The organism is Aquabacterium sp. (assembly GCF_034003525.1).
In the GTDB taxonomy this organism is placed as follows: domain Bacteria; phylum Pseudomonadota; class Gammaproteobacteria; order Burkholderiales; family Burkholderiaceae_C; genus Aquabacterium.
In genome coordinates, this window is the sequence record NZ_JAVEYN010000002.1 from 94,077 (window position 1) to 117,915 (window position 23,839).

Sequence of the window (23,839 nt, forward strand, 5' to 3'; positions counted from 1 at the left end):
TCTTTACTTGCCCTGACGCTTGCGCGTCCAGGCCTGCAAGCCATTGATGGCCAGCAGCATGATGAACGACATCACCAGCATCACCACGGCAATCGAGGTGGCCCCGGCGTAGTCGTATTGCTCCAGCTTGGTGATGATCAGCAGCGGCGTGATCTCGGACACCATGGGCATGTTGCCGGCGATGAAGATGATGGAGCCGTACTCACCCAGCGCCCGCGCAAAGGCTAGCGCAAAACCCGTCAGCAAAGCGGGCATCAGGATGGGCAGGATCACCTTGGTGAAGCTCTGCCAGCGGCTGGCACCCAGGGTCGCAGCGGCCTCTTCCAGTTCGGATGCCAGGTCTTCCAGCACGGGCTGCACGGTGCGCACCACAAAAGGCAGGCCGATGAAGGTCATGGCCACAAAGACACCGACGGGCGTGAACGACACCTTGATGCCCAGGGGCTCCAGGTACTGCCCGATCCAGCCATTGCTCGAGTACAAGCCGGTCAGCGTGATACCGGCCACCGCGGTGGGCAAGGCAAAGGGCAGGTCCACCAGGGCGTCGACGATGCGGCGACCAAAGAAGTCATAACGCACCAGCACCCATGCCACCAGCAGCCCGAACACACCATTGATGACAGCCGCCAACAAGGAAGCGCCAAAAGTCAGCTTGTACGAGGCCACCACGCGCGGCGAGGTGACCACCTCCATGAACTGATCCCAGGTGAGCTCGGTGCTGCGCAGGAAGGTGGCGCTCAAGGGAATGAGCACGATCAGGCACAGGTAGGTGAGCGTGAGTCCCAGTGCCAGATCGAAGCCGGGCAGCACGGTGTGCCGCCGCAGCAGGGTTTTGGACAAAATCATGACAACTCGCTTGGAGAACGACGAAGCGGCTTACTGGTTGCGGCGGCCACTGAGGGTGATCTGGTCGTAAATGCCACCGTCCTTGAAGTGATCGTTCTGGGCTTTGCGCCAGCTACCGAACACCTCGTCCACCGTGAAGGTCGACACCGGCAGGAAGGCCGACTTGTACTGCGCCAGCACCTGGGGCGAGCGCGGACGCAGGTGGAACTTGGCGGCGATCTGCTGGCCTTCGTCGGACCACAGATACTTCAGATAGGCCTCGGCCTGCTTGCGCGTGCCCTTCTTGTCGACCACCTTGTCGACCACGCTGACCGGGTTTTCGGCCAGGATGGTGATCTTGGGATAGACCACCTGGTAGTCGCCCTTGAACTCGTTCTGGATCAACGGCACCTCGCTCTCGAAGGTGACCAGGGCATCGCCCATGTTGCGCTGGGCAAAGGTCGTGGTGGCGGCGCGGCCACCGCCATCGAACACCGGCACGTTCGCAAAAATCTTGCTCACCAGGGCGCGGGCCTGCTCAGGCTTGCCACCGGTCTTGATGACCGAACCCCAGGCGGCCAGGTAGGTGTAGCGGCCGTTGCCCGCCGTCTTGGGGTTGGGGATGATGACCGACACGCCCGGCTTGGCCAGGTCGGCCCAGTCCTTGATGCCCTTGGGGTTGCCCTTGCGCACCAAGATCACGGTGACCGACGTCGTCGGGGCGCTGTTGTTGGGGAAGCGCTTGGCCCAGTCCACGGGCACCAGGGCACCGCGGTCGGCCAGGATGTCGATGTCGCTGGCCTGGTTCATGGTGATCACATCGGCCGCCAGGCCGGCGATGACGCTGCCCGCCTGCTTGCTGGAGCCGCCGTGCGACTGGTTGATGTTCACGGTCTCACCCGTGGTCTGCTTCCAGTGCTTGGCAAAGGCCACGTTGTAGGCCTTGTAGAACTCACGGCTGACGTCGTAGCTGACGTTGAGCAGGTTGGTGTCGGCCTGGGCGCCGGCGCTCAGGCCCGAGGCGATGACCGCCACAGCGGTCAGACGAAGCAAGGAGGTCTTCAAAGAAAACAGCATGACAAAGCCCTTTCTGGATGCAATGCAGGCATGTTAGGGATCCACCTTCATTCGACAAACAACTGATTTCTTACTTGCTTATGCAATAAACAAAAAAGGGCCACCCCGGTGCGAAGCAGCCCTGAAGATGCAGCGGCGCGAGATCCCCCCTCGGCGCCGGCACCACCCCACTCAATGATCTTGCGTGTTCGGCGTCCTCATTTCTTCACATAGATCTGGTCGAAGACGCCGCCGTCACCGAAGTGCTCCTTTTGCACCTTGGTCCAGCCGCCCAGTTCGTCGATCTTGAACAGATTGACCTTCGGGTACTGCGCGGCGTACTTGGCAGCCACCTTCGGATCGGTCGGGCGGTAGTAGTTCTGAGCCGCGATGTCCTGACCTTGTGGCGAGTACAGGTATTCCAGGTAGGCCTGGGCCACGGCACGGGTGCCCTTCTTGTCGACCACCTTGTCGACCACCGTCACCGGAGGCTCGGCCAGGATGCTCAGCGGGGGCGCAATGATGTCGAACTTGTCCGGACCCAGCTCCTTGATGGCCAGCAGGGCTTCGTTTTCCCAGGCCAGCAGCACGTCACCAATGCCACGCTCGACGAAGGTGGTGGTCGAACCACGGGCACCGGAATCCAGCACCGGCACGTTGGCAAACAGCTTGCCCAGGAACTCCTTGGCCTTGGCTTCGGACTTGGTCTTCTTCAGCTCATAGCCGTAGGCAGCCAGGTAGTTCCAGCGGGCACCGCCTGAGGTCTTGGGGTTGGGCGTGATCACCGCCACACCGGGCTTGACCAGGTCGTCCCAGGTCTTGATGCCCTTGGGGTTGCCCTTGCGCACCAGGAACACGATGGTCGAGGTGTACGGTGAGCTGTTGAGCTTCAGGCGCTTTTGCCAGTCGCTCTTGATCAGGCCCTTTTCAGCGACGGCGTCGATGTCGTAGGCCAGGGCCAAGGTGACCACGTCGGCGTCCAGGCCATCGATGACCGAGCGGGCTTGCTTGCCCGAGCCACCATGCGAGGCCTTGACGGTGACGGTGTCGCCGGTTTTGGCCTTCCAGTAGGTCGAGAAGGCCTTGTTGTACTCGGCGTACAGCTCACGGGTCGGGTCGTACGACACGTTGAGCAGGGTGATGTCCTTGGCGTGGGCGGCCACAGGCGCCAGGGAACCGAGGGCCACCGTGGCGGTGAGGGCCAGAGAACTGACCACGCTCAGCAGGTGACGACGCGTAGAGGGGTGTTTGACAGAGTTCGACATGGTGACAGCGGTGTGTTGTGAATCAGTGAATTCACTGTAAAAAAACACCGATCTGTCGTGAACGAAGCAAATCGCCCATCCATATGCAGGCAACAACTTTGTGCGCCCGCATATGCGCCCGGCGCAGCAGCGAGGGGCCGCCCCGCTGGGTGCACAGGTGCGCGCGGACGTGGATGCAAGTTCGCGCGCAGGTGCCTCCCGGTTCAGCCCAGCGAGCGCGCGGCCATGACCTTGGCCAACTGGCTTTGCGACTGGGCCGAGCCGCTGGCCGGCACCATCTCACCGTGCCGATCGTCGATTTGCGCAAAGCGGGCCGCCACCTGCTCGGCCGCATCGGCGCCTTCCAGCACCACGGTGCCTTCGGTCAGCGTGATGTGCGAGGTGGCAAAACCACCGGCACCAGCACACAAGATGGCGCGGGTGGGTGCCTCCTCGCTGGCGAGGAAGACCACGCCCGGCGACACGCTGTCAGGGGTCAGCAGGGCCAGCGCAGCGGGCGGCATCAGGTCTTCGGTCATGCGCGTGGCGGCGGTGGGCGCCAGGCAGTTGACGCGCACGTTGTACTTCTCGCCTTCCAGCGACAGGGTCTGCATCAGGCCCACGACGGCCATCTTGGCAGCGCCGTAGTTGGCCTGGCCGAAGTTGCCGAACAGGCCCGACGACGAAGTCGTGAAAATGATGCGGCCGTAGTTCTGCGCCTTCATGATGTCCCACACGGCCTTGGTCACGTAGACGCTGCCCATCAGGTGCACATCGACCACCAGGCGGAAGTCGTCGAGCGTCATCTTCGAGAAGCTCTTGTCACGCAGGATGCCGGCGTTGTTGACCAGGATGTCGATGCGGCCCCATTCGGCCATCACCTGATCGACCATGGCCTGCACGCCAGCCGGGTCGGTCACCGAGCAACCGTTGGCCATGGCCACGCCACCGGCAGCACGGATCTCAGCCACCACGGCCTCGGCGGCGGCACTGCTGCCGCCACTGCCATCGCGGGCCGAGCCCAGGTCATTGACGAGCACCTTGGCGCCACGCGCGGCCAGCTGCAGGGCGTGGCTGCGGCCCAGGCCACCACCGGCGCCGGTCACGATGGCCACGCGGCCGTCAAAACGCAGGCCGTCCTGCGAAGCGGAAGAAGACATTGTGCTCATGGGGGATCTCGTTGGGGAAACGGTTGGAAACGAACGCAAGGGCCACATCATCGCTTAGCCCCGGCCTCGCGCAAACCCGGATTCCGCAGACTGGAATCGACCAGGGAAATCGATAGCGTGTCGCCGGCGATGCCCTGCTGTCGTGCGCTCAAACCAACGGACGGCGCCCGTCTTCCTAGACTGCCCACACAGACAAAACGGAGACTGGACATGAGCCACATCAAGAACCAAGGCCCCGGGGAGATCGTGCCCCGCGAGAAGCTCGACTTCGGTCTGACCGCGCAGACCCCACGCTGGTGGTATGGCAACAAGCCCTTCCAGACCCGCGTGTTCGACGGCATGCAGGCCGCGTTTCCCGATGGTGAGCGCTACTTCATCACCAGCGTGCGCGCCTTCCGCCACCAGATCACCGACCCCAAACTGGCCGAAGACGTGAAGAACTTCATCCGTCAGGAAGGCCAGCATGGCATCGCCCACACGCATTACAACGACCTGCTGCGCCAGCAGGGCTGCGATGTGGACACCATCCTGACCGAGGCCAAGGCCCTGTTCGATGGCTACACCCGGCGCTACTCGGCCAAGTACAACCTGGCACTGACCGCCGCGTTCGAGCACTTCACGGCCATGATGGCGCAGATGCTGTTTGCCACGCGCGACGCCATGGGCCCGGCCGACCCGCAGGTGCGCGCCCTGTGGGCCTGGCACGCCATCGAAGAGATGGAGCACAAGGCGGTGGCCTTCGATGTGATGCAGAAGGTGGCCAAAGTGGGTTACGTGATGCGCTGCGTGGCCATGACCCATGCGCTCTACAAGGTGGTGACCGACAGCATGCGCCTGACCAACCGTTTGCTCATGGGCGATGGCTTCTCACGCGGCCAACGCCTGTGGCTGTGCGTGAAGGGCGCGTGGTGGCTGTACGGCTACAAGGGCCTGTTTGCGCGCAACACTGGCGCCATGCTGAGCTACTACAAGCCTGGCTTCCACCCCTGGCAGCATCAGGTCATCCACAGCTACCCGCTGTGGCGTCAGACCTATGAACAAACCGGCAACCCGATGGCGGCCGGTGAGGCGATGTTCCAAGCGGCGCACTGAGGTTCACCTGTCCCCTGGGGTTTGTGCTCCCACCAAGTCAGGGATAGGCACGCCCGCCCCCCTCCCTAAGATGAGCCATCGTCGGGCACCCACGCCGAACGATCCATCAAAACAATCATTTGGGAGGGAAAGACTCATGAAGACACAGATCCGACATTTCGCCTTGCTGGCGGGACTGGCCTTGGGTTCGGTCAATGCACAGGCACAGGTCGAACTCGACTGGGGTGGATTCGGGTCCCTGGCATGGAGTCAGAACGCAACCCACACACTCAATCTTGGGGGCATGGAGGTCACGCCCATTAACGCTGGCTTCCAGCCCACCTACGTCCCACCGGGTTACAGCGGCGTTCAGATCTCAGTAGGCGGAACGAGTTCGCAGTGGTTACCGAGTGACCAACTCCTCAGTTGGCAATCGTATGGCGGCTTTCGGGTCGATGCTCAAGCGCGTGCAGGGATCAGCGGCGGCGGAGATGTCAGCATCACCGATCTGGATGTGAATTTCGCGACGGGGCAGGTGTCGGCCAATGTGCAGTCCACCCGCTCTGGCCTGAACACCCGTGATGTGATCTGGACATTCGACACCAGGCTGGTTCAGGTGCAAAACGACGCTTCGCCACAACTGTGGGCCGGTAGCGCTTACTACCATGATGTCAGTGTCGCCATCCCCGTGCTGTCCTTGACGAGCACCGGCCATAGCCTGATCATCTCAGGCCTCGACTTGGAAAGTCTCGGTAACGTCTCATTGCAGGCGGCGGCCAACAACTTCGCCAGCCTGACAATCTCAGGCAGCCTGCTAGGCCCTGAGAATTTCACTGTGACCGTCGTCCCCGAACCCGGCACCTGGGCTCTGATGGGTTTGGGCCTCGTCGGCTTGGCGGGCCTCAGCGGCGCACGATCGCGCCAATCGTGCGCAGAATCAGCCTGATGTCCAGCCACACCGAAGCCTGGTCCACATAGCTGGCGGCCAGCGCCAGCTTGTGGGGTAGCACCTCGTCGATGTAGGCCCGCTCGGGGTCGACAGCACGCGCCAGCACGGCACTCTCATCGCGGTACTCAATCGAGGCGATGTCGGTGATGCCGGGTCGCACCGACAGCACCTTGTCGCGCAAGGCCGCCGGGTAATGCGCCACATAGCGTGGCACCTCGGGGCGCGGGCCGACCAGGCTCATGGCGCCCTGCCACACGTCGATCAACTGCGGCAATTCGTCGAGCTTGCTGGCGCGCAGGAACTGCCCCACCCGCGTGATGCGGCGATCGGCGCCCACGGTGATTTGCAAGCCGCCGCCTGCCGGGTCGTGGCGCATGGTGCGGAACTTGTGGATGCGAAACGGCACGCCAAAGCGCCCCACCCGCTCCTGCCGGAAAAACACTGGTCCGGGCGAGTCGAGCTTGACCGCCAGGGCAATGAGCAAGAGCAGCGGTCCCAGCACCAGCAGGCCCAGGGACGACATCAGCACATCAAACAGCCGCTTGCTCATCGCACCATCACGGTCCACGTCACGCCCGCTTCAGCGACCACAGGCCTTGCGCACCGCGGTGATGACGCGTTCCACGTCCTCATCCGTCATGCGTGTGTACAGCGGCAGGGTCACCATGCGCTCGTAGGCCTTCTGGCTGTGCGGGAACTGCTCGGGCTTGAGCGCGTAGCGCTCCTTCCAGTACGGGTGCAGGTGCAGCGGGATGTAATGCACGCTCACGCCAATGCCATCGGCAAACAGGCTGTCGATCAACTGGTCGCGGTTGATTTGGGCCTCGTCGCTCAGGCGCACCACGTACAGGTGCCACGAGTGCAGATCGCCGGCATGCACCGGGCGCGGGGGCAGGATCAGCGGCAGGTCGGCGAGAGCGGCGTCATAGCGCGCGGCGATCTGCTCACGGCGGGTCTGGAAGCCCGGCAGGCGCTTGAGCTGGTGCAGGCCCATGGCTGCGGCGATGTCGGTCAGGTTGTACTTGAAGCCCGGCGCGACGATTTCGTAATACCAGCTCGGCACCTTGGCGGTGAAGCGGTCGAAGGCATCGCGGTTGATGCCGTGCAGGCGCATGACCTTGGCGCGCGCCGCCAGCGCCGCATCGCGCGTCACCAGCATGCCGCCCTCACCCGTCGTCATGGTTTTGTTGGCGTAGAAGCTGAACACCACGGCATCGCTTTGCAGCGTGCCAATGCGTTGCCCCTTCCAAGTCGTCGGCAGCGCATGCGCGGCGTCTTCCACCACCTTCAGACCGTGCTTCTGTGCAATGGCGTGGATGGCATCCATGTCCACCGACAGACCAGCGTAGTGCACCGGCATCAGCGCCTTGGTGCGCGGCGTGATGGCCGCCTCGATGGCCGCCGGATCGATGTTGATCGTAGCGGGGTCAATGTCCACCAGCTTCACGTCGGCGCCCAGGTAGCGCACCACCTCGGCGGTAGCGGTGAAAGTGTGCGTGGTGGTGATGACCTCGTCACCGGGACCGATACCCAGCGCTTCCAGGGCCAGGTGCAGCCCAGCGGTGGCCGAATTGACGGCGATCGCCTGCAGGCTGGCGTCGCCCAGATAGTCGACAAAGGCCTGCTCGAACTGGCGGGCTTTGGGGCCGGTGGTGACCCAGCCGGAGCGCAAGGTGTCCACCACTTCCGCGATTTCTTCCTCACCGATTTCGGGCAAGGCAAAGGGCAGGAAGGGCTGCGAAGCAGGAGCTGAACTCATGGGGATCTCACTGAAAAGTGGTCAACGCGTCAGGCGACCGAAAGCCGGATCGGGGCGGCGGCGAACGAGGGCGTCCCACCAGCCTCGGATCGACCCCAGACCGTAACCAAAATGATAGGCGGCGATGACATCAGGCAGTTGCCAGCGCAGATCACGGCCCTGTTCGCGGGCGATGCGCCAGCTGATCCAGAACACCGCCATGCCGTACAACCAGCCCTGCAACAAGGCCAGTGTGGCGGCCGCGGTCACCGCCAAGATCAAAGCCTCGCGCAGCCCCGGCGACAGTGGCGCCCACAGCAAGGTCGGCACCCCGATGAGGGTCACCAGCAAAAGCAGGATCAGCGCGGCCACGAACAGACCGGGAATCAGGTGACGCAAGGCCGCCGCCTGACCATGCTTGAGCATCACAAACGGCTTCCAGTAACCATACTGGCGGTACTGGCGGAACACGTCCATCTTGCTGGCACGCGGAAAGTAGGTCGAATGGATGGACGACGATTGCCAGATGCGTCCGCCGCCCTTGTGGATGCGCAGGTTGTGCTCGTCGTCCTGGTTGCGCACCAGGTTTTCGTCGAAGCCGCCGAAATGCTCGAAGGTGGCGCGGGGCCACGAACCCAGGTACACCGTATCCACCTCGCCGTTGTAGGCCAGGTCGCGCGACAGGGCTCCACCCGCCACCAGACGTGACTGGAACGCCGCCGCGACGGCACGCTGCACGACCGCCGCCGGCCCACTCTCGCCCTGCGCACGCCACGGTCCGCCCACGTTGTCGGCACCGGTTTCCCGCCACACGGCCAGACAGCGCGCGATGTAGTCGGGGGCGTACACCGTGTGCACGTCCAGGCGCACGATGAACTCGCCGTGGCTGGCCTCGATGCAGCGGTTCAAGCCGCACGAGACGATGCGACCGGGGTTGTCGATCATGTGAAAACGCGTGTCCTGCGCACACCAGGCGCTCAGGCGCTCACGCGTGCCGTCGTCGCTCAGGCCATCGGCCACCCACACTTCCAGCGTCCAGCCCTCGGGCACCTGCTGCGCGGCCACGCTGCGGCAGAAGGCCTCGATGTGGTCGCGCTCGTTGCGGCACGGCACGATGACGGAGACGATGCGGGCATCAGACATGGGCGGCAGGGGCGTCAAAGGTGGCGGGATGTCGGCAGGCAGATCAGGTGCGCTCAGCCGGACGACGGCGCGCCAGGCGGGGCGTCAGCGGGTGCAGCACGCGCTGGTACAGACGCCACATCGCGTCCATCTGTCCCCGGCGAGAGGCCTCACGCTCGATGCGCGCATGGTTGTGCTGCCCCTTTTGTACAGCCTGCTCAGGCTGGTCATGGGCCTGCAGCAGGGCCTGGGTCAGGGCATCGACATCGCGCACCGGCACAATCCAGCCACCTTGCTCGTCGATCCACTGGCGATTGGCCGGCAGGTCGGAGGCGATGATGGGCAGGCCGCAGGCCATGGATTCGAGCACCGACACCGAAGTGGCATCGCTGGTGGGCACCGACACCGACACGCGGCTGCGCTGGATGGCGGCCACCATGGCCGCATCGCCCACCCGGCCGTGGAACTGCACATGGTCCTGCACGCCCAGGTGCTTGACCTTCTGCTCCAGCTCGGCCTGTTGCAAGCCCCCGCCCAACAGGTGCAAGGTCATCTGCGTGTCAGGCCGCTCGGCCACCACACGGGCGAATGCCTCGATGATGACGTCGATGTTGTAGTTGGGCTCCCAGGTGCGCAGGCTCACCACCTCGAAGCCGTCCGCGGGCTGAGCCGGCACGAACTTGTCCGTGTCGGCGCCCCACAGAATCTGGTGACAGGGACCGGCCGGGTGATAGCGCGCGATCTCGTCGATCATGTCCATCGAGTCGGCCGTGACCAGGTCGGCGTGGTGCATGGACCAGGCCACCACCATGCGCATCAGGCGACTCTGGCGGGGCGTGACCAGGATGTCGCTGCCCCAGGCCGTCAGCACCTTTGGGACACGCAGCCCGCAAGCCGTGGCCCACAGGCCGTACGAGGTCACATAGTGGCCATGCACCAGATCCGGCTGGAAGCGCGCCGCCACCTCGCGCGCCACGCGGCGCACCTGCGGCAAGGCCGTGAACCAGCTCAGCTTGTCAGAGCCCGGCGCCACGGCGATCACCTCTTCGGCCCCCGGCACCTCGGCCGGCTGGCGTGTGATGACCACCGCCCGCGCGCCGCGTTCGGCCACGGCCGCCACCCAGCGGCGCGTGTGCACGCTCGACGCATCGGCGAAGAAGAGGATGCGCATGCCCTCGCCTGACGGGCCGCTGGCCTGCGCCGAGTCCGCCTTGCCAACCTTACCCACCGTGCTCACCTTGGTGCTCATGCCGGCTCCTTCATCGCGGCGCTGGCGCCGGCACCACCGTTCAAGGCCCGGCGCAAATGGTCCTTGCCAGCCCATTGCGCATACAGCGCCTGCAACTCGGGATGGCGCTGCAACAGCGCCCGGTCCAGCTCGCGGGTGTCACCCACCACCTCGGCGCGCTTGCCCTGCTCCCGCGTGGCCACGATGGCGAAGTCCGGCACGCTGCCCGACACAAAACTGAAGCCCTGCACGATCACGCCCTTGCCCACCTGGGCCCCCGGCGCGATCACGCTGTGCGGTCCGATGAAGCTGTACGCCCCGATGCGAGTCGCCTTGCGCACATAACCCTGGGGATTGGGGTCGGTCGCATAGCGACGCCCCATCACCCGCACCGCCTGGTGGCTGGAATGGCTGAGGATGGAGGCGTAGTTGGTCACCTGCACACCCTCTTCAATCAGCAGTCCGTTGGAGCCGTCGATGCGGTTGAAGTGACCAATGAAGACGTGGTCCTGCAGCACCAGCTTGTCACGCCCCTCGACACAACTGTGCGTGCTGACCCGCGTGTGCGGGCACCAGCTGCCGTCGGCATTGCGCCAGCCATAGACGATGCGCGGACCGGTGAAGGCCGCAAGCACGCGCACGACAGGGTGTTTGAGTCGCTGGATCAGGACCGACATGGCTAGGATGAGAAAGACGACGAGCACGACCAGGCACGGCGGCCTTGCCAACCCGCTATTGTCCCCGATCCACGCCTTCTCCACGCCCCGCCCCCTGAAGAGCGGGCTGAACCCACGCAGACGCCCCACTGGTCACGGCAAGCGGGTCAAGGACGGCTGCCACAGGGCCCGCACCGGCAGCCCGGCGTGGCGCAGGAACACGCCATACGCCACCGCAATCGCCACGATGTAGCCCAGGCTGGACGACACCGCCGCGCCCACGGCACCCCAGCGCGGCACCAGCAGCCAGCCCAGCCCGAAGCTCACCAGCAAGGACAGCCCGGCAATGCCCCCCGACAGCTGTGGCCGGCCGAGGTGATTGGTATAGAAGGCCGACAAGCTGGACGCCGCCGCGTACGCCGCCACCCCCGGCAGCAAGGCCGCCAGCGGCCACAAGGACGCGGCGTACACCTCGCCCATCACCCACGGCAGCCCCCACCAGGCCAGGCCCAGCAACACCGGCGCTGCCGCCAGCGTGGCCAGCACATTGATGCGCACCGCCTGCACCGTCATGCTTGAGGCCACCTTCCCATCGGGGTGTCCGATGCGGGCGTACAGCGACACCGTCACCGACGAAGACAACAGCCACAGCAACTCGGCCACCGTCACCGCCACCGAATAGGTCCCCACCGTGCTCAGGCCCTGGAAGTGCTCCACCAGGAACAGCGAGGCCCGGTAATTGAGCAGGCTGATGACGTTGGTGATGCCGATGGTGACCACAAAGGGCCACTGATGCCACCACACCGGGTGCGTGTCCCCCAACGGCGGCTGATCGGAAAGGCGCAAGTGCTCGGCCAGATCCTCGTCACGCTGACTGGCATTGCGCAAGGCGTAGATGGCCGTGATCACAGCCACCAGGGACTTGCCGCTCACCCAGGCGGTGAGCACCAGCACGACCATGGAGGTGCTGCGCGTCGTCCCCTCTCCAATCCAGGCCACGCCCGCCAAGCCGCCCAGCACCAGCGCGGGCGCCGCCACCTGGGCCAGGTTGATGGGCCACATGCGCCCCTCGCCCAGCCACAGGCCCGTGGCCGTGGGCACCAGCAACAGAAACGGCGCCGCCAGCGCCAGCAACCACAATTGGGAATACGGCAGGCTCTTGGCTCCCCAAGACAGCGCCAACAACGCCAAGGAAGCCACCGCCCCCAGGCCCACCGCCGCCCGCAGCACCCCCCGCAACATCGGCAAGGTGCGCGCAGACCGGGCGTCCGCCTGCTGCGACATCTGCCGCGCCAGCCACAGCCCGAGCCCCGAAAACAGCGTCAGCAAACCGGCTTCCACCGCCACGAACAGCGCAAACGCGCCCTGCACGCGCGGCCCCTGGCGCGCCACCATCACCGTGATGGCCAAGCCCAGGCTCACGATCAGCAATTTCGCCACCAGATTGCCCAGCGCCGCCTTCGGCAAGGCCTGCCAGAGCCGGCGCCAACCGGTCGTCGCAGCGTGGGAATCGGAATCTTGCACAAACATGGCCCTCATTGTGCCCACGGTTTCATACAATCGAGGGTTTGGCCGACTCCACTTTTGCCGCCACCATGACCACGTCCCACACCCATCTCCCGCACGAAACGGCTCCGGAACCCACGATCGACACCAACAAACTGGTGGCCGAGCGCCGCGAGAAACTGGCCGCCATCCGTGCCCAGGGCGTGGCATTCCCCAACGATTTCAAGCCCGCTGACCGCGCCGCACAGCTGCACGCCGCCCACGACGGCACCGAAGCGCCCGAGCTGGAAGCCCAGGGCATCACCGCCAGCGTCGGCGGCCGCCTGATGCTCAAGCGCGTCATGGGCAAGGCCTGCTTCGGCACCCTGCAAGACGCCACCGGTCGCATCCAGGTCTACGTGACCCTGGACGCCGTTGGTCCCGACGCCCTGCAGGCCTTCAAGCACTGGGACCTGGGCGACATCCTGGGCGCCGAAGGCACCCTGTTCAAGACCAAAACCGGCGAGCTGTCGATCAAGGTCACCAAGATCCGCCTGCTGACCAAGGCCCTGCGTCCGCTGCCCGACAAGTTCCACGGCATGACCGACCAGGAGCAGAAGTACCGCCAGCGCTACGTGGACCTGATCGTCGACGAAGAGTCGCGCGCCCGCTTCATCGCCCGCTCCAAGGCCATCGCCTCGATCCGCGCCTTCATGGTCGACCACCAGTTCCTGGAAGTCGAAACGCCGATGATGCACCCCATCCCCGGCGGCGCCAACGCCAAGCCCTTCACCACCCACCACAACGCGCTCGACCAGGAGATGTTCCTGCGCATCGCGCCCGAGCTCTATCTGAAGCGCCTGGTGGTCGGCGGCTTTGAGCGCGTGTTCGAAATCAACCGCAACTTCCGCAACGAAGGGGTGTCCGTGCGACACAACCCCGAGTTCACGATGATGGAGTTCTACGCGGCTTGGTGGAACCACCACGACCTGATGGACTTCACCGAATCCATCCTGCGCCACGCCGCCCGTGCGGCGATCGGCACCGCCAAGGTCACCTACGGTGGCAAGGAAGTGGACCTGGAATCGCCCTTCGCCCGCCTGACGGTGCGCGACTCGCTGATTCAGGTCGCCGGCCTGGCACCCGAAGAGGCCGACAACGCCGCCTTCCTGCACGACAAGCTCAAGAGCCTGGGTGAAGAGCCGCCGGCCCGCTGGAACCTGGCCGAGCTGCAGTTCGGCATGTTCGAGGCCGTGGTGGAAGAAAAGCTCTGGCAGCCCACCTTCATCATCGACTATCCGGTCGAGGTCTCGCCGCTGGCCCGCGCCTCGGACAGCAACCCCAGCATCACCGAGCGCTTCGAGCTGTTCATCACCGGCCGTGAGTACGGCAACGGTTTCTCCGAGCTGAACGACCCGGAAGAGCAGGCCGCCCGCTTTGCCGCCCAGGCCAGCGCCAAGGACGCCGGCGACGAAGAAGCCATGTACTTCGACGCCGACTACATCCGCGCCCTGGAGTACGGCCTGCCCCCGACGGGTGGCTGCGGCATCGGCATCGACCGCCTGATGATGCTGTTGACCGACGCGCCCAACATCCGCGACGTGATCCTGTTCCCGGCCTTGCGCCGCGAAAGCTGATCGCCTGGGCCGCTCGCGCGGCCGGTAAAGCGACCCCACCCAGCCCGGCTGCCCTCGCGCAAACCGGGCTTTTTCATGCCCCACGCCCACCGGCACGCAGACAGGTCACAATCCCCTCCATGATGAGCAGCGCCAGCATCGAGATCGCCCACACCGCCGCCCGCATCGTGGTGGAAGAAGGCATGGAGTACGGCCCGGCCAAACGCCGTGCCGCCAAGCAGCTGGGCCTGACCGGCCGCGGCGACCTGCCGGACAACGACCAAGTGGAGTCGGCCGTGTTCGAATACCTGCAGGTGTTCTGCGCCGACACCCAGCCCACCGAGCTGCGCGCCCTGCGCGAACTGGCCGCGCTCTGGATGGAACGCCTGGCCGAGTTCCGCCCCCACCTCACCGGCGCCGTCTGGCGCGGCACCGCCACCCGACTCAACGACATCCACCTGCAGCTCTACTGCGACGACAGCAAATCGGCCGAGATCAAGCTGCTCAACCAGGGCGTGGACTACGACGTCGGCAGCGCGCCCGGCCCGCGCGGCCAGCCGGTCGACCGCCTGAGTCTGACCGTGCCCTGCCCGGCCCTGAACGAGCCCATCGGCCTGCACCTGACCATCCTGGATGCCGACGACCTGCGCGGCGCGCTCAAACCCGATGCCCAAGGTCGCAGCGAGCGCGGTGACCTGCCAGCCCTGCGCCGCCTGCTGGACACCGGCTCCTGACGCGCCCAGACGCCCACTGCAACCCACTGCCGCCGCCCATGACCGCACGCCGCCACCTGCCCGCCACGCCCGCCTTGTCCGCGACGCCCTTGTCTGCGTCTGCCCAGCGGGGACAGGCTCGCCGGGCACTGCTGATCACGGCGGGACTCGGCGCAGCGCTGGCCGGCGGCTGGCTGGCCTGGCGACGAGACCGCCAGCCCACCACGGAAGCCACCGCCCCTTCACAGGTGCCGCCCCCCGCGGAGATGGCCGCCAGCGCACCGCTGATCGACGGCGACCAGCTCACCGCCGCCTTCTGGCGGCAGCAATTCGACACCCCTCAGGGCACCTCGCTGGCCTGGTCTGCGCTGCAAGGCCAGCCCATCGTCTTGAATTTTTGGGCCACCTGGTGCCCCCCTTGCGTCAAGGAAATGCCGGAATTGGACCGCTTTCACCGCGAATTCAGCGCAAAAGGCTGGAAAGTCGTTGGACTGGCGGTGGACGGCCCGACACCGGTGCGCGAATTTCTGGCCAAAGTACAGGTAGGATTCGACATCGGGCTCGCTGGCTTTGGCGGCACCGAACTCGCCCAGACCCTGGGCAACACCGTGGGGGGGCTGCCCTTCACGGTCCTGATCGACGCACAAGGACGCGTTCGACACCGCATCATGGGCGTCACCGACCTGGCGCAACTGAGCGAGCAGGCCCGGCGCATCCAGCCCGGCTGACCGGAAACCCCACGCATGGCTCAGGATGAAGAAAAATCTGGGCGGCGAGCCATTTGTGGCTAAAATCCGCCTACTTTGATTTTCTTGGCCTAACTTCGGTCACCGTTGCAGTATCGGTGTAAGGGTTTGCCAGAAGCACATGCAGATTCTTGTCCTCCACGGCCCCAATCTCAACCTGTTGGGCACCCGCGAACCTGAGGTTTACGGGTCGACCACCCTGGCGCAGATTGACAGCGGCCTGGCCGAATACGCCGCACAGCGCGGCGCCACGCTCACCTCGTTTCAGAGCAACCACGAAGGTGCCCTGATCGACCGCGTCCACGCCGCCCGCACCGACGGCACGCGCTTCATCGTCATCAACCCCGGTGCCTTCACGCACACCAGCGTGGCCCTGCGCGACGCCTTGGCCGGCGTGGCCCTGCCCTTCATCGAAGTGCACCTGTCCAATGTTCACCGGCGCGAGCCTTTCCGTCACCACTCTTATTTCTCCGACCTCGCCGAAGGCGTGATCGTGGGGCTGGGTGCGGCGGGCTATCGCCATGCCCTCGACGCCGCCCTGGACCGCCTGGGCGCCCCGTCTCGCGGCTGACCGATCCCACACGGATCGCGCTCACTGCCGCCCGTTTTTACTGAGCGCACACCGCTCACTGCTTTGCTGGAGTCAAACACCATGGACCTGCGTAAACTCAAAACACTGATCGACCTCGTCTCCGAGTCCAACGTCTCGGAGCTGGAAATCACCGAGGCCGACGGCAAAGTCCGCATCGTCAAGGCGGGTGCCGCCCCCGTGGTCATGATGCAGGCTGCTCCGCAAGCCGCCCCGGTCGCCGCCGCCGCGGCTGCCCCGGCCGCTGCCGAAGCCGCTCCTGCTGTGGCAGCCGCTCCTGCACCTGCTGAAGAAACCGGCCACATCGTGACCTCGCCGATGGTCGGCACCTTCTACCGCGCCTCCAGCCCGGGCGCCAAGGCATTCGCCGAAGTGGGCGACACCGTCAAGGCCGGTCAGGCCGTCTGCATCATCGAAGCCATGAAGATCATGAACGAGATCGAAGCCGACAAGGATGGCGTGATCTCCAAGATCCTGGTGGAAAACGGCAAACCAGTCGAATACGGCCAACCGCTGTTCATCATTGAATAAGGCGGAGGCTTCGCCATGTTCAAGAAAATCCTGATCGCCAACCGCGGCGAGATCGCCCTGCGCATCCAGCGGGCCTGCCGCGAGATGGGCATCCAGTCCGTCGTCGTCTACTCCGAAGCCGACCGCGACGCCAAGTACGTCCGTCTGGCCGATGAGGCCGTCTGCATTGGGCCGGCCCCTTCGGCCCAGAGCTATCTGCACATGCCGGCCATCATCTCGGCCGCCGAAGTGACCGACGCCGAGGCCATCCACCCCGGCTACGGCTTCCTGTCCGAGAACGCCGACTTCGCCGAGCGCGTCGAACAGTCCGGTTTCACCTTCATCGGCCCGACCCCCGAGTCGATCCGCATCATGGGTGACAAGGTCTCGGCCAAGCAGGCCATGATCAAGTCCGGCGTGCCCTGCGTGCCCGGCTCCGAAGGCGCCCTGCCCGACGACCCCAAGGAAATCATCAAGATTGCCCGCACGGTCGGCTACCCGGTCATCATCAAGGCCGCTGGCGGCGGCGGTGGCCGCGGCATGCGCGTGGTGCACACCGAAGCGGCCCTGCTGCACGCGGTGCAAACCACGCAGAACGAAGCCGGTGCCGCCTTCGGCAACCCGCAGGTCTACATGGAAAAGTTCCTGGAGCACCCGCGCCACATCGAGATCCAGATCCTGGCCGACCAGCACAAGAACGCCGTGTGGCTGGGCGAACGCGACTGCTCCATGCAGCGCCGCCACCAGAAGATCATCGAAGAAGCGCCGGCACCGGGCATCCCCCGTCGCCTGATCGAAAAGGTGGGCGACCGCTGCGCCGCCGCCTGCAAGAAGATCGGCTACCGCGGTGCGGGCACCTTCGAGTTCCTGTACGAGAACGGCGAGTTCTACTTCATTGAAATGAACACCCGCGTGCAGGTGGAGCACCCGGTGACCGAGCAGGTCAGCGGCGTGGACATCGTGCAGATGCAGATCCGTGTGGCGGCCGGCGAAAAGCTGCCCTTCACGCAACGCCAGATCGAGCTGCGCGGCCACTCCATCGAGTGCCGCATCAACGCCGAAGATCCGGTCAAGTTCATCCCCTCGCCCGGCCGCATCACGACCTGGCACGCCCCCGGCGGCCCCGGCGTGCGCGTGGACTCGCACATCTACACGAACTACTTCGTGCCGCCCAACTACGACTCGATGATCGGCAAGATCATCGTGCACGGCGACACACGTGCCCAGGCCCTGGCCCGCATGCGCACCGCCCTGTCGGAAACCGTGGTCGAAGGCATCAACACCAACATCCCTCTGCACCGCGAGCTGATGGTGGACGCCAAGTTCGTCGAAGGCGGCACCGACATCCACTATCTCGAAAACTGGATGGCAGCGCGCAAGCGTTGAGGTCTGCACACGATGGCATTGTTTGAACTGACCCTGCTGGCCAAAGAGGCCGAAGTCGAAACCCTGAGCGATGCGCTCATGGAGATCGACGCCCTGTCGGTTTCGGTGGAAGACGCCGACGCCGACACCGAGCACGAAGAGGCCCTGTGGGGCGAACCCGGCATGCCGGTGGCCCGCGAGGCCTGGCAGCGCTCGACCCTGAAGTGCCTCTTCCCGAGCGAGGCCGAGGCCCTGGAGGCCGCCACCCTGATCCTGGCGCAGGACTGGGCCACGGACATCCACGTCCAGGGCATCCAGCCGGTGGACGAGCAGGACTGGGTGCGCCTGACGCAGTCCCAGTTCAAGCCCGTGCCCATCACCGACGACTTCTGGATCGTGCCGACCTGGCACGAGATCCCCCCTGAAGCGAAGACGGTGATGCGACTGGATCCGGGCCTGGCCTTCGGCACCGGCACCCACCCCACCACCCGCATGTGCCTGAAGTGGATCGCGCAAAACAGCGCGGCCTACCAGGGCCAGCGTGTGCTGGACTATGGCTGTGGCTCGGGCATCCTGGCCATCGGTGCGGCCTTGCACGGCTCCGGCATCGTCGACGCGGTCGACATCGACCCGGCTGCGGTGGAGTCGACCGTGGCCAATGCCGAAGCCAACCTGGCGCACCTCAAGGGCGCCGACGGCAGCCTGCCCATCGTGGCCGGCCTGCCCGATGTGGTGGGCGAGGCCCAGGCCACCTACCCGGTGGTGCTGGCCAACATCCTGGCCACGCCGCTGAAGATGCTGTCGCCGCTGCTGGCCGGTCATGTGGCGCCGGGAGGGTATCTGGTGCTCGCCGGCATCCTGGCGCGCCAGGAGCAAGAGCTCAAAGATGCCTACGCGGAAGTGGGCCTGCAGTTGCAGGTCGCCAACGCCGAAGAGGGGTGGATCCTCATGACGGCGCAAAAACCAGCCAAATCAATGGCATAAACGGGCCTTATGAGCCTGGCGACCCGATGCATCCACTGTGGCACGATCTTCAAGATCGTCGAAGACCAACTGAAGGTCTCTGAAGGCTGGGTGCGTTGTGGCCGCTGTCATGAGGTCTTCAATGCCCTGCCGACCCTGTTCGACATGGACAGCGAGGCCCCCCCGCCTCGCCGCACGCCGGCCCCGCCGCCTCCCGAACCGGAGGTGAGTGCGCCGCGCGCCGCGCCCCTTGCCCCGACGCCCGCGCCAACGCCGCCCACGTTCGGTCGCCTGACCGAAGACGAGTTGCCGCCCGAGCCGCCCCGGCCCGTGCACGCCACCACCGACTTCGAGCTCGACACCCGCGTGCCGGCGCAAGAGATGAGCTGGACGCGGCGTCAGCCTGAGCCGCCTGCCGAGCCGCCACTGGCCGCGCCCCCCCGTCCGGCCCCCTCCCCGCTGGCGCCCCCGCCCTTGCCCGAGGCCGAGCTGCCCAGCACCGACGAGGCCGATGCGCTCGATTCGCGCTACCTGATGCCCTCGGACCGCGATCGGCCGCCCCCACGGCGCCGCACCCGCGGGCCGGAGTTTGCTGACGCCGAGTTCCCCACCGACGCCTTGCTCGATGCCGAAGCGGATGCGCTCGGCCTGACGCCACAGCCCACCGCCGAAGCCAGCGAGACCCACGCCTCGCCACGCTTCGCGGCGCCCTCGGCCGAGCCGGCACCAATGCCGATGCCCGAGGTCCCACGCGCGGCGGCAACAGCTGACGCTTCCCCGCGTGCGACCCCCGCCAAAAAGCCGGCCAAGAAGCCCCCCGCAACCCCCACGCCCGAGTTCATCCGTCGTGCGCAGCGCCAGGCCTTCTGGCGCCAGCCCTCGGTGCGTGGCGTGCTCACGGGCCTGTCGCTGGCCTTGCTGCTCTCGCTAGGGGTGCAGGCCATGCACCAGTTCCGTGACACACTGGCCGCCCAGCACCCCAGCTGGCGTGACGCCCTGACCACATGGTGCGAGTGGGCGCATTGCACGCTGCAGCCACCCTTGCGCATCGACGACCTGCAGGTCGACAGCGCGACCTTGCTACGGGCCGACTCGGCCGGTCCCGACCGCTACCGCCTCACCGTGGTCGTGCGCAACCGCGCTGCCGTAGCCTTGGCCTGGCCGCACGTGGACCTGACACTGACCGACACCGCCGGTGCCGTGGTGGCCCGACGCAGCTTCTCACCCGCCGATGCCCAGTGGCTCGATGGCAGCGAGCCCGACGCACGCGCCCTGCCTCGCCCGGCCGCAGTGCCCCCCAAGCGCAGCACCACCCTGGTCTGGCAGCTGCGCACCCCGACCCTGCAGCCCGCCGGTTACACGGCCGAGCTGTTCTACCCCTGATTCCCTTATCCGAGACCCCTCCATGTCTGTCCTGATCTGCGGCTCCCTGGCCTTTGACACCATCACGACCTTTCCCGGCCGTTTCGCGCAGCAGATCCTGCCCGATCAGGTGCACATCCTGAACGTGTCCTTCCTCGTGCCGTCCATGCGCAAGGAGTTCGGGGGCTGCGCCGGCAACATCGCCTACAGCCTCAAGCAACTCGGCGGCGAGCCGCTGGTCATGGCGACGCTGGGCAAGGATGGCGTGCTCTACCGCAACCACCTGGAAAACCTCGGTATCAGCCTGCAGCACGTCCACACCGTGGAGAACGACTACACGGCCCAGGCCATCATCATCACAGACCAGGACAACAACCAGATCACGGCCTTTCACCCGGGCGCCATGGGCCAGGCCCACATCCAGCGCATCGAGGCCAATCCGGCGATCAAGCTGGCCATCGTCGCCCCGGATGGCCGCGATGCCATGATCGAGCACGCCGAGCAGTTGCAGGCCGCTGGCATCCCCTTCGTGTTCGATCCGGGCCAGGGTCTGCCGATGTTCAACGGTGAAGAATTGCTGCGCTTCGTCAAGCAGGCCAGCTGGGTGGCCGTCAACGACTACGAAGGCAAGATGCTGGCCGAGCGCACCGGCCAGAGCCTGGCCGACCTGTCGCGTGGCCACCTGCGTGGCCTGATCGAGACGCTGGGTGCCGAGGGCTGCAATGTGTACGTGCAGGGTGAAGTCACCCATGTGCCCGGCGTGAAGGCCGAGGCCGTGGTGGACCCGACCGGCTGTGGCGACGCCTTCCGAGGCGGTCTGCTGTTCGGCCTGTCGCAAGGCTGGGATCTGGTCAAGTCGGTGGCCCTGGCCAACCGCATCGGCGCCATCAAGATCGCCGTGGCCGGTCCGCAGAACTACACGCTCGACCGCACCGCCCTGGGTGTCTGAGCCCGAGCGCCGAACGTGCGTCGCACACGCGGGGCTCGCCCCCGCCGCTGGATGGCTGCGCTATGCCTGGCAGCGGTGGCTGCCTGGTCAGCCCATGCGGGCTGGTTTGAGGGCAGCCGCAAGGCCGCGTCGGGCGACGGCCTGAGCCTGGCCACCTGGAACCTAGAGTGGCTGATGACCCCGGCCACCCAGGCGGAACTGAGCGCGCGCTGCCAGCGCCAGCAACCGCGCAGCCATGAACGCGCCCTGCCCTGCACACCGGGCCGCACGCCGCCGCCCGGCCGTACCCAGGCCGACCTGGATGCGCTGGCCCGCACCGCACAAGCCCTGCACACCTCGCAGCGGGTGGATGTGGTGGCCCTGCAAGAAGTCGATGGACCGGACGCCGCACGTCAGGTGTTCCGCCAAGGCTGGAAGCTGGACTGTTTCGAGCGTCGCGCGCACCCTCAGAAAGTGGGTTTTGCCATCCGCGAGGGTGTGCCCTACCGCTGCAACGGCGAGCTGAGCGAGCTGGATGTGGACGGCGGCTCACGCGCTGGCGGCGATGTGACGCTCTACCCTGGCACCGCACGCGAAGTGCGCCTGCTCAATGTGCATTTGAAGAGCGGCTGTTTCCGGGGCGATCTGGACCGAGATTTCAGCCCCTGCCGTGGCCTGCAGCGCCAGGCCCCTGTGGTGGAAGCCTGGATCGACCAGCGCGTGCGCGAAGGCGCAGCCTTTGCCGTGCTGGGTGACTTCAACCGGCATCTGGAGTACGACGAACGCCGCGCTGCCGGTCCCGACGAGCGCGCGCCGCTCAACCTCTTGCCCGCCTGGAGCGATGACCAGCCCCGCGGTGCCGTGCTTCACCGCGCCACCGCCGGCCAGCCTTACCTGCCCTGCGATGCCGACGACCGGCACAGCCGCTACATCGACGACATCTTGCTCAGCGACAGCCTGATGGCCCGATATGACAGCAGGCGCGCCTCCTTGCGGATGACGCGCCTGCCGTATGACCCTCAGGACCGTGGGCGGCAACTCTCCGACCACTGTCCCTTGATCTGGTCAGCCCGCTGAGGCTGACCTGACAGCCTGATCAGGCCTTGCCTTGCGTGGCCACGGCCGCTGCGGCCTTGGCAGCGGCTTCGGCGTCGCCCAGGTAGTAGCGCTTGATGGGCTTGAGGTCGGCGTCCAGCTCGTACACCAGCGGGATGCCGTTGGGGATGTTCAGGCCCACGATGTCGTCATCGCTGATGTTGTCCAGGTACTTGACCAGGGCACGGATGGAGTTGCCGTGGGCCGCGATCACGACGCGCTTGCCAGCCTTGATGGTCGGGGCGATCTCTTCGTTCCAGTACGGCAGCACGCGGGCCACGGTGTCCTTGAGGCACTCGGTCAGCGGGATCTGATCGGGCTGCAGGCCGGCGTAACGCAGGTCCTGACGCTGGCCCATCGGGTCGTTGGCGTCCAGCGCGGGCGGCGGGGTGTCATAGCTGCGGCGCCACACCAGCACCTGCGCGTCGCCGTGCTTCTGGGCGGTCTCGGCCTTGTTCAGACCTTGCAGGCCACCGTAGTGGCGCTCGTTGAGGCGCCAGCTCTTGACCACCGGCAACCAGATGCGGTCCATCTCGTCGAGGCAGTAGTTCAGCGTGTGGATGGCGCGCTTGAGCACCGAGGTGTAGGCGATGTCGAACTCGTAGCCCTCGGCCTTGAGCAGCTGACCAGCCGACATGGCCTGCGACACGCCGGTGGGCGTCAGATCGACGTCGACCCAGCCAGTGAAGCGGTTTTCCAGGTTCCAGGTGGATTCGCCGTGGCGAATCAGGACGAGTTTGTACATGACGTGCGATCCCATCGAGGTGAAAGTGGGCCGGTGCAGAACAGCCGGGCAACCGGCGATTTTATAATCCCGCTCGACCCGTGGCTTCCTGCTCGCGGGCTTACAAGAGAGCACTTGCATGAATTCTTCGAGCTTCATCGCGGCCAACTGGTATTGGATCGTGGCTGCTGCCGCATCGGGCGGCATGCTGCTGTGGCAGCAAATCCAGGCCGGCGGCGCAGGCGGCGGCCTGACCCCGTCCCAGGCTGTCCAGCTCATCAACAAGCAAAAGGCCCAGGTGATCGACGTGTGCGAGCCGGCCGAGTTCGCCGCCGCCCACGTGACCGGCGCCAAGAACATCCCGCTGGGTCAGTTGGCCGAAGGCAAGGGTCTGCCGTCGAACAAGGCCATCCCGCTGGTGGTGGTGTGCGCCGCCGGCACGCGTTCGGCCCGTGCGGTCGCCCAGCTCAAGAAGATGGGCTACGAGAACGCCCAGTCGCTGTCGGGCGGCCTCAAGGCCTGGCGCGAAGCGCACCTGCCCACCGAAAAGGCCTGACCGGTCGGCCTGCGCCGTCAGGCTGCGACGGGCCGTACACCACGCGCCGATCTCCACACAGATCAGGCGGACTTGGGACCGCGGAGACAATGTCTGCGCTGTCCCATTTTATTTGCCCTTATTTTTCGC

Annotated in this window: 24 protein-coding genes; 13 read left to right on the top strand and 11 right to left on the bottom strand. The window is 65.9% G+C overall.

What is annotated here, in order from left to right:
* Window positions 1–3 precede the first annotated feature (3 nt).
* From cysT to RBT42_RS01915, 4 genes are all read right to left on the bottom strand, one after another.
* A complete protein-coding gene (cysT, locus tag RBT42_RS01900; protein WP_320362073.1) occupies window positions 4–846 on the bottom strand; it encodes a sulfate ABC transporter permease subunit CysT in 843 nt (280 codons plus the stop codon).
* Between the two features lie 30 nt (window positions 847–876).
* Window positions 877–1,902 (bottom strand): sulfate ABC transporter substrate-binding protein, encoded by a 1,026-nt coding sequence (locus tag RBT42_RS01905; protein WP_320362075.1) that lies wholly within the window; start codon window positions 1,900–1,902, stop codon window positions 877–879.
* Window positions 1,903–2,099: 197 nt separating this feature from the next.
* Window positions 2,100–3,146 carry a sulfate ABC transporter substrate-binding protein gene (locus RBT42_RS01910; RefSeq protein ID WP_320362077.1) on the bottom strand — a complete coding sequence of 349 codons (1,047 nt, stop codon included), beginning with the start codon at window positions 3,144–3,146 and terminating at the stop codon, window positions 2,100–2,102.
* Between the two features lie 203 nt (window positions 3,147–3,349).
* Window positions 3,350–4,294, bottom strand: coding sequence for an SDR family NAD(P)-dependent oxidoreductase (locus RBT42_RS01915; protein WP_413785829.1), 945 nt, complete (start codon window positions 4,292–4,294; stop codon window positions 3,350–3,352).
* 210 nt (window positions 4,295–4,504) lie between these two features.
* Between RBT42_RS01915 and RBT42_RS01920 the strand changes: the two genes are divergently transcribed.
* A complete protein-coding gene (locus tag RBT42_RS01920) occupies window positions 4,505–5,386 on the top strand; it encodes a metal-dependent hydrolase (protein WP_320362078.1) in 882 nt (293 codons plus the stop codon).
* Between the two features lie 136 nt (window positions 5,387–5,522).
* Entirely contained in the window at window positions 5,523–6,311 is a 789-nt protein-coding gene (locus tag RBT42_RS01925) for a PEP-CTERM sorting domain-containing protein (RefSeq protein WP_320362080.1), read from the top strand.
* Here the strand turns inward: RBT42_RS01925 and RBT42_RS01930 are convergent.
* The 6 genes from RBT42_RS01930 to RBT42_RS01955 form a co-directional block, all read right to left on the bottom strand.
* Window positions 6,268–6,864, bottom strand: coding sequence for a sugar transferase (locus RBT42_RS01930; protein ID WP_320362081.1), 597 nt, complete (start codon window positions 6,862–6,864; stop codon window positions 6,268–6,270). The two genes, RBT42_RS01925 and RBT42_RS01930, sit on opposite strands and share 44 nt — an antisense overlap.
* Before the next feature lie 30 nt (window positions 6,865–6,894).
* On the bottom strand, window positions 6,895–8,073 hold the full coding sequence (locus RBT42_RS01935) for a DegT/DnrJ/EryC1/StrS family aminotransferase (protein WP_320362082.1): 1,179 nt from the start codon (window positions 8,071–8,073) through the stop codon (window positions 6,895–6,897).
* 21 nt (window positions 8,074–8,094) lie between these two features.
* Window positions 8,095–9,195: a glycosyltransferase family 2 protein gene (locus RBT42_RS01940; protein WP_320362084.1), complete on the bottom strand. Its 1,101-nt coding sequence runs from the start codon at window positions 9,193–9,195 to the stop codon at window positions 8,095–8,097.
* Window positions 9,196–9,238: 43 nt separating this feature from the next.
* A complete protein-coding gene (locus tag RBT42_RS01945) occupies window positions 9,239–10,423 on the bottom strand; it encodes a glycosyltransferase (protein WP_320362086.1) in 1,185 nt (394 codons plus the stop codon).
* Window positions 10,420–11,079 carry an acyltransferase gene (locus tag RBT42_RS01950; protein ID WP_320362088.1) on the bottom strand — a complete coding sequence of 220 codons (660 nt, stop codon included), beginning with the start codon at window positions 11,077–11,079 and terminating at the stop codon, window positions 10,420–10,422. The genes RBT42_RS01945 and RBT42_RS01950 overlap by 4 nt, the downstream gene beginning before the upstream one ends.
* 132 nt (window positions 11,080–11,211) lie before the next feature.
* Window positions 11,212–12,588, bottom strand: coding sequence for a lipopolysaccharide biosynthesis protein (locus tag RBT42_RS01955; protein ID WP_320362090.1), 1,377 nt, complete (start codon window positions 12,586–12,588; stop codon window positions 11,212–11,214).
* Between the two features lie 65 nt (window positions 12,589–12,653).
* Here RBT42_RS01955 and lysS point away from each other — a divergent pair, with 65 nt between their 5' ends.
* The 10 genes from lysS (at window position 12,654) to RBT42_RS02005 (ending at window position 22,412) form a co-directional block, all read left to right on the top strand.
* Window positions 12,654–14,180 (top strand): lysine--tRNA ligase, encoded by a 1,527-nt coding sequence (gene lysS / locus RBT42_RS01960; protein WP_320362091.1) that lies wholly within the window; start codon window positions 12,654–12,656, stop codon window positions 14,178–14,180.
* 122 nt (window positions 14,181–14,302) lie between these two features.
* A complete protein-coding gene (locus RBT42_RS01965; RefSeq protein ID WP_320362093.1) occupies window positions 14,303–14,893 on the top strand; it encodes a hypothetical protein in 591 nt (196 codons plus the stop codon).
* A gap of 38 nt (window positions 14,894–14,931) precedes the next feature.
* Window positions 14,932–15,600 carry a TlpA disulfide reductase family protein gene (locus RBT42_RS01970; protein WP_320362095.1) on the top strand — a complete coding sequence of 223 codons (669 nt, stop codon included), beginning with the start codon at window positions 14,932–14,934 and terminating at the stop codon, window positions 15,598–15,600.
* Between the two features lie 139 nt (window positions 15,601–15,739).
* Window positions 15,740–16,189: a type II 3-dehydroquinate dehydratase gene (gene aroQ, locus RBT42_RS01975; RefSeq protein WP_320362097.1), complete on the top strand. Its 450-nt coding sequence runs from the start codon at window positions 15,740–15,742 to the stop codon at window positions 16,187–16,189.
* 81 nt (window positions 16,190–16,270) lie between these two features.
* Window positions 16,271–16,738: an acetyl-CoA carboxylase biotin carboxyl carrier protein gene (accB, locus tag RBT42_RS01980; RefSeq protein WP_320362100.1), complete on the top strand. Its 468-nt coding sequence runs from the start codon at window positions 16,271–16,273 to the stop codon at window positions 16,736–16,738.
* Between the two features lie 15 nt (window positions 16,739–16,753).
* A complete protein-coding gene (accC, locus tag RBT42_RS01985; RefSeq protein ID WP_320362102.1) occupies window positions 16,754–18,103 on the top strand; it encodes an acetyl-CoA carboxylase biotin carboxylase subunit in 1,350 nt (449 codons plus the stop codon).
* A gap of 18 nt (window positions 18,104–18,121) precedes the next feature.
* Entirely contained in the window at window positions 18,122–19,066 is a 945-nt protein-coding gene (gene prmA, locus RBT42_RS01990; RefSeq protein ID WP_320362324.1) for a 50S ribosomal protein L11 methyltransferase, read from the top strand.
* Between the two features lie 9 nt (window positions 19,067–19,075).
* A complete protein-coding gene (locus RBT42_RS01995; protein ID WP_320362104.1) occupies window positions 19,076–20,428 on the top strand; it encodes a zinc-ribbon and DUF3426 domain-containing protein in 1,353 nt (450 codons plus the stop codon).
* A 22-nt stretch (window positions 20,429–20,450) separates the two neighbouring features.
* A complete protein-coding gene (locus RBT42_RS02000) occupies window positions 20,451–21,356 on the top strand; it encodes a carbohydrate kinase family protein (protein ID WP_320362106.1) in 906 nt (301 codons plus the stop codon).
* Between the two features lie 15 nt (window positions 21,357–21,371).
* The gene (locus RBT42_RS02005; RefSeq protein WP_320362108.1) at window positions 21,372–22,412 is read left to right on the top strand and encodes an endonuclease/exonuclease/phosphatase family protein; all 1,041 of its coding nucleotides are present in this window, start codon (window positions 21,372–21,374) and stop codon (window positions 22,410–22,412) included.
* 19 nt (window positions 22,413–22,431) lie between these two features.
* On the opposite strand, the gene gpmA is transcribed toward RBT42_RS02005, so the two are convergent.
* Window positions 22,432–23,175 carry a 2,3-diphosphoglycerate-dependent phosphoglycerate mutase gene (gene gpmA, locus RBT42_RS02010; RefSeq protein ID WP_320362110.1) on the bottom strand — a complete coding sequence of 248 codons (744 nt, stop codon included), beginning with the start codon at window positions 23,173–23,175 and terminating at the stop codon, window positions 22,432–22,434.
* Window positions 23,176–23,293: 118 nt separating this feature from the next.
* On the opposite strand from gpmA, the gene RBT42_RS02015 reads away from it, so the two are divergent.
* The gene (locus tag RBT42_RS02015; RefSeq protein WP_320362112.1) at window positions 23,294–23,710 is read left to right on the top strand and encodes a rhodanese-like domain-containing protein; all 417 of its coding nucleotides are present in this window, start codon (window positions 23,294–23,296) and stop codon (window positions 23,708–23,710) included.
* Window positions 23,711–23,839 lie beyond the last annotated feature (129 nt).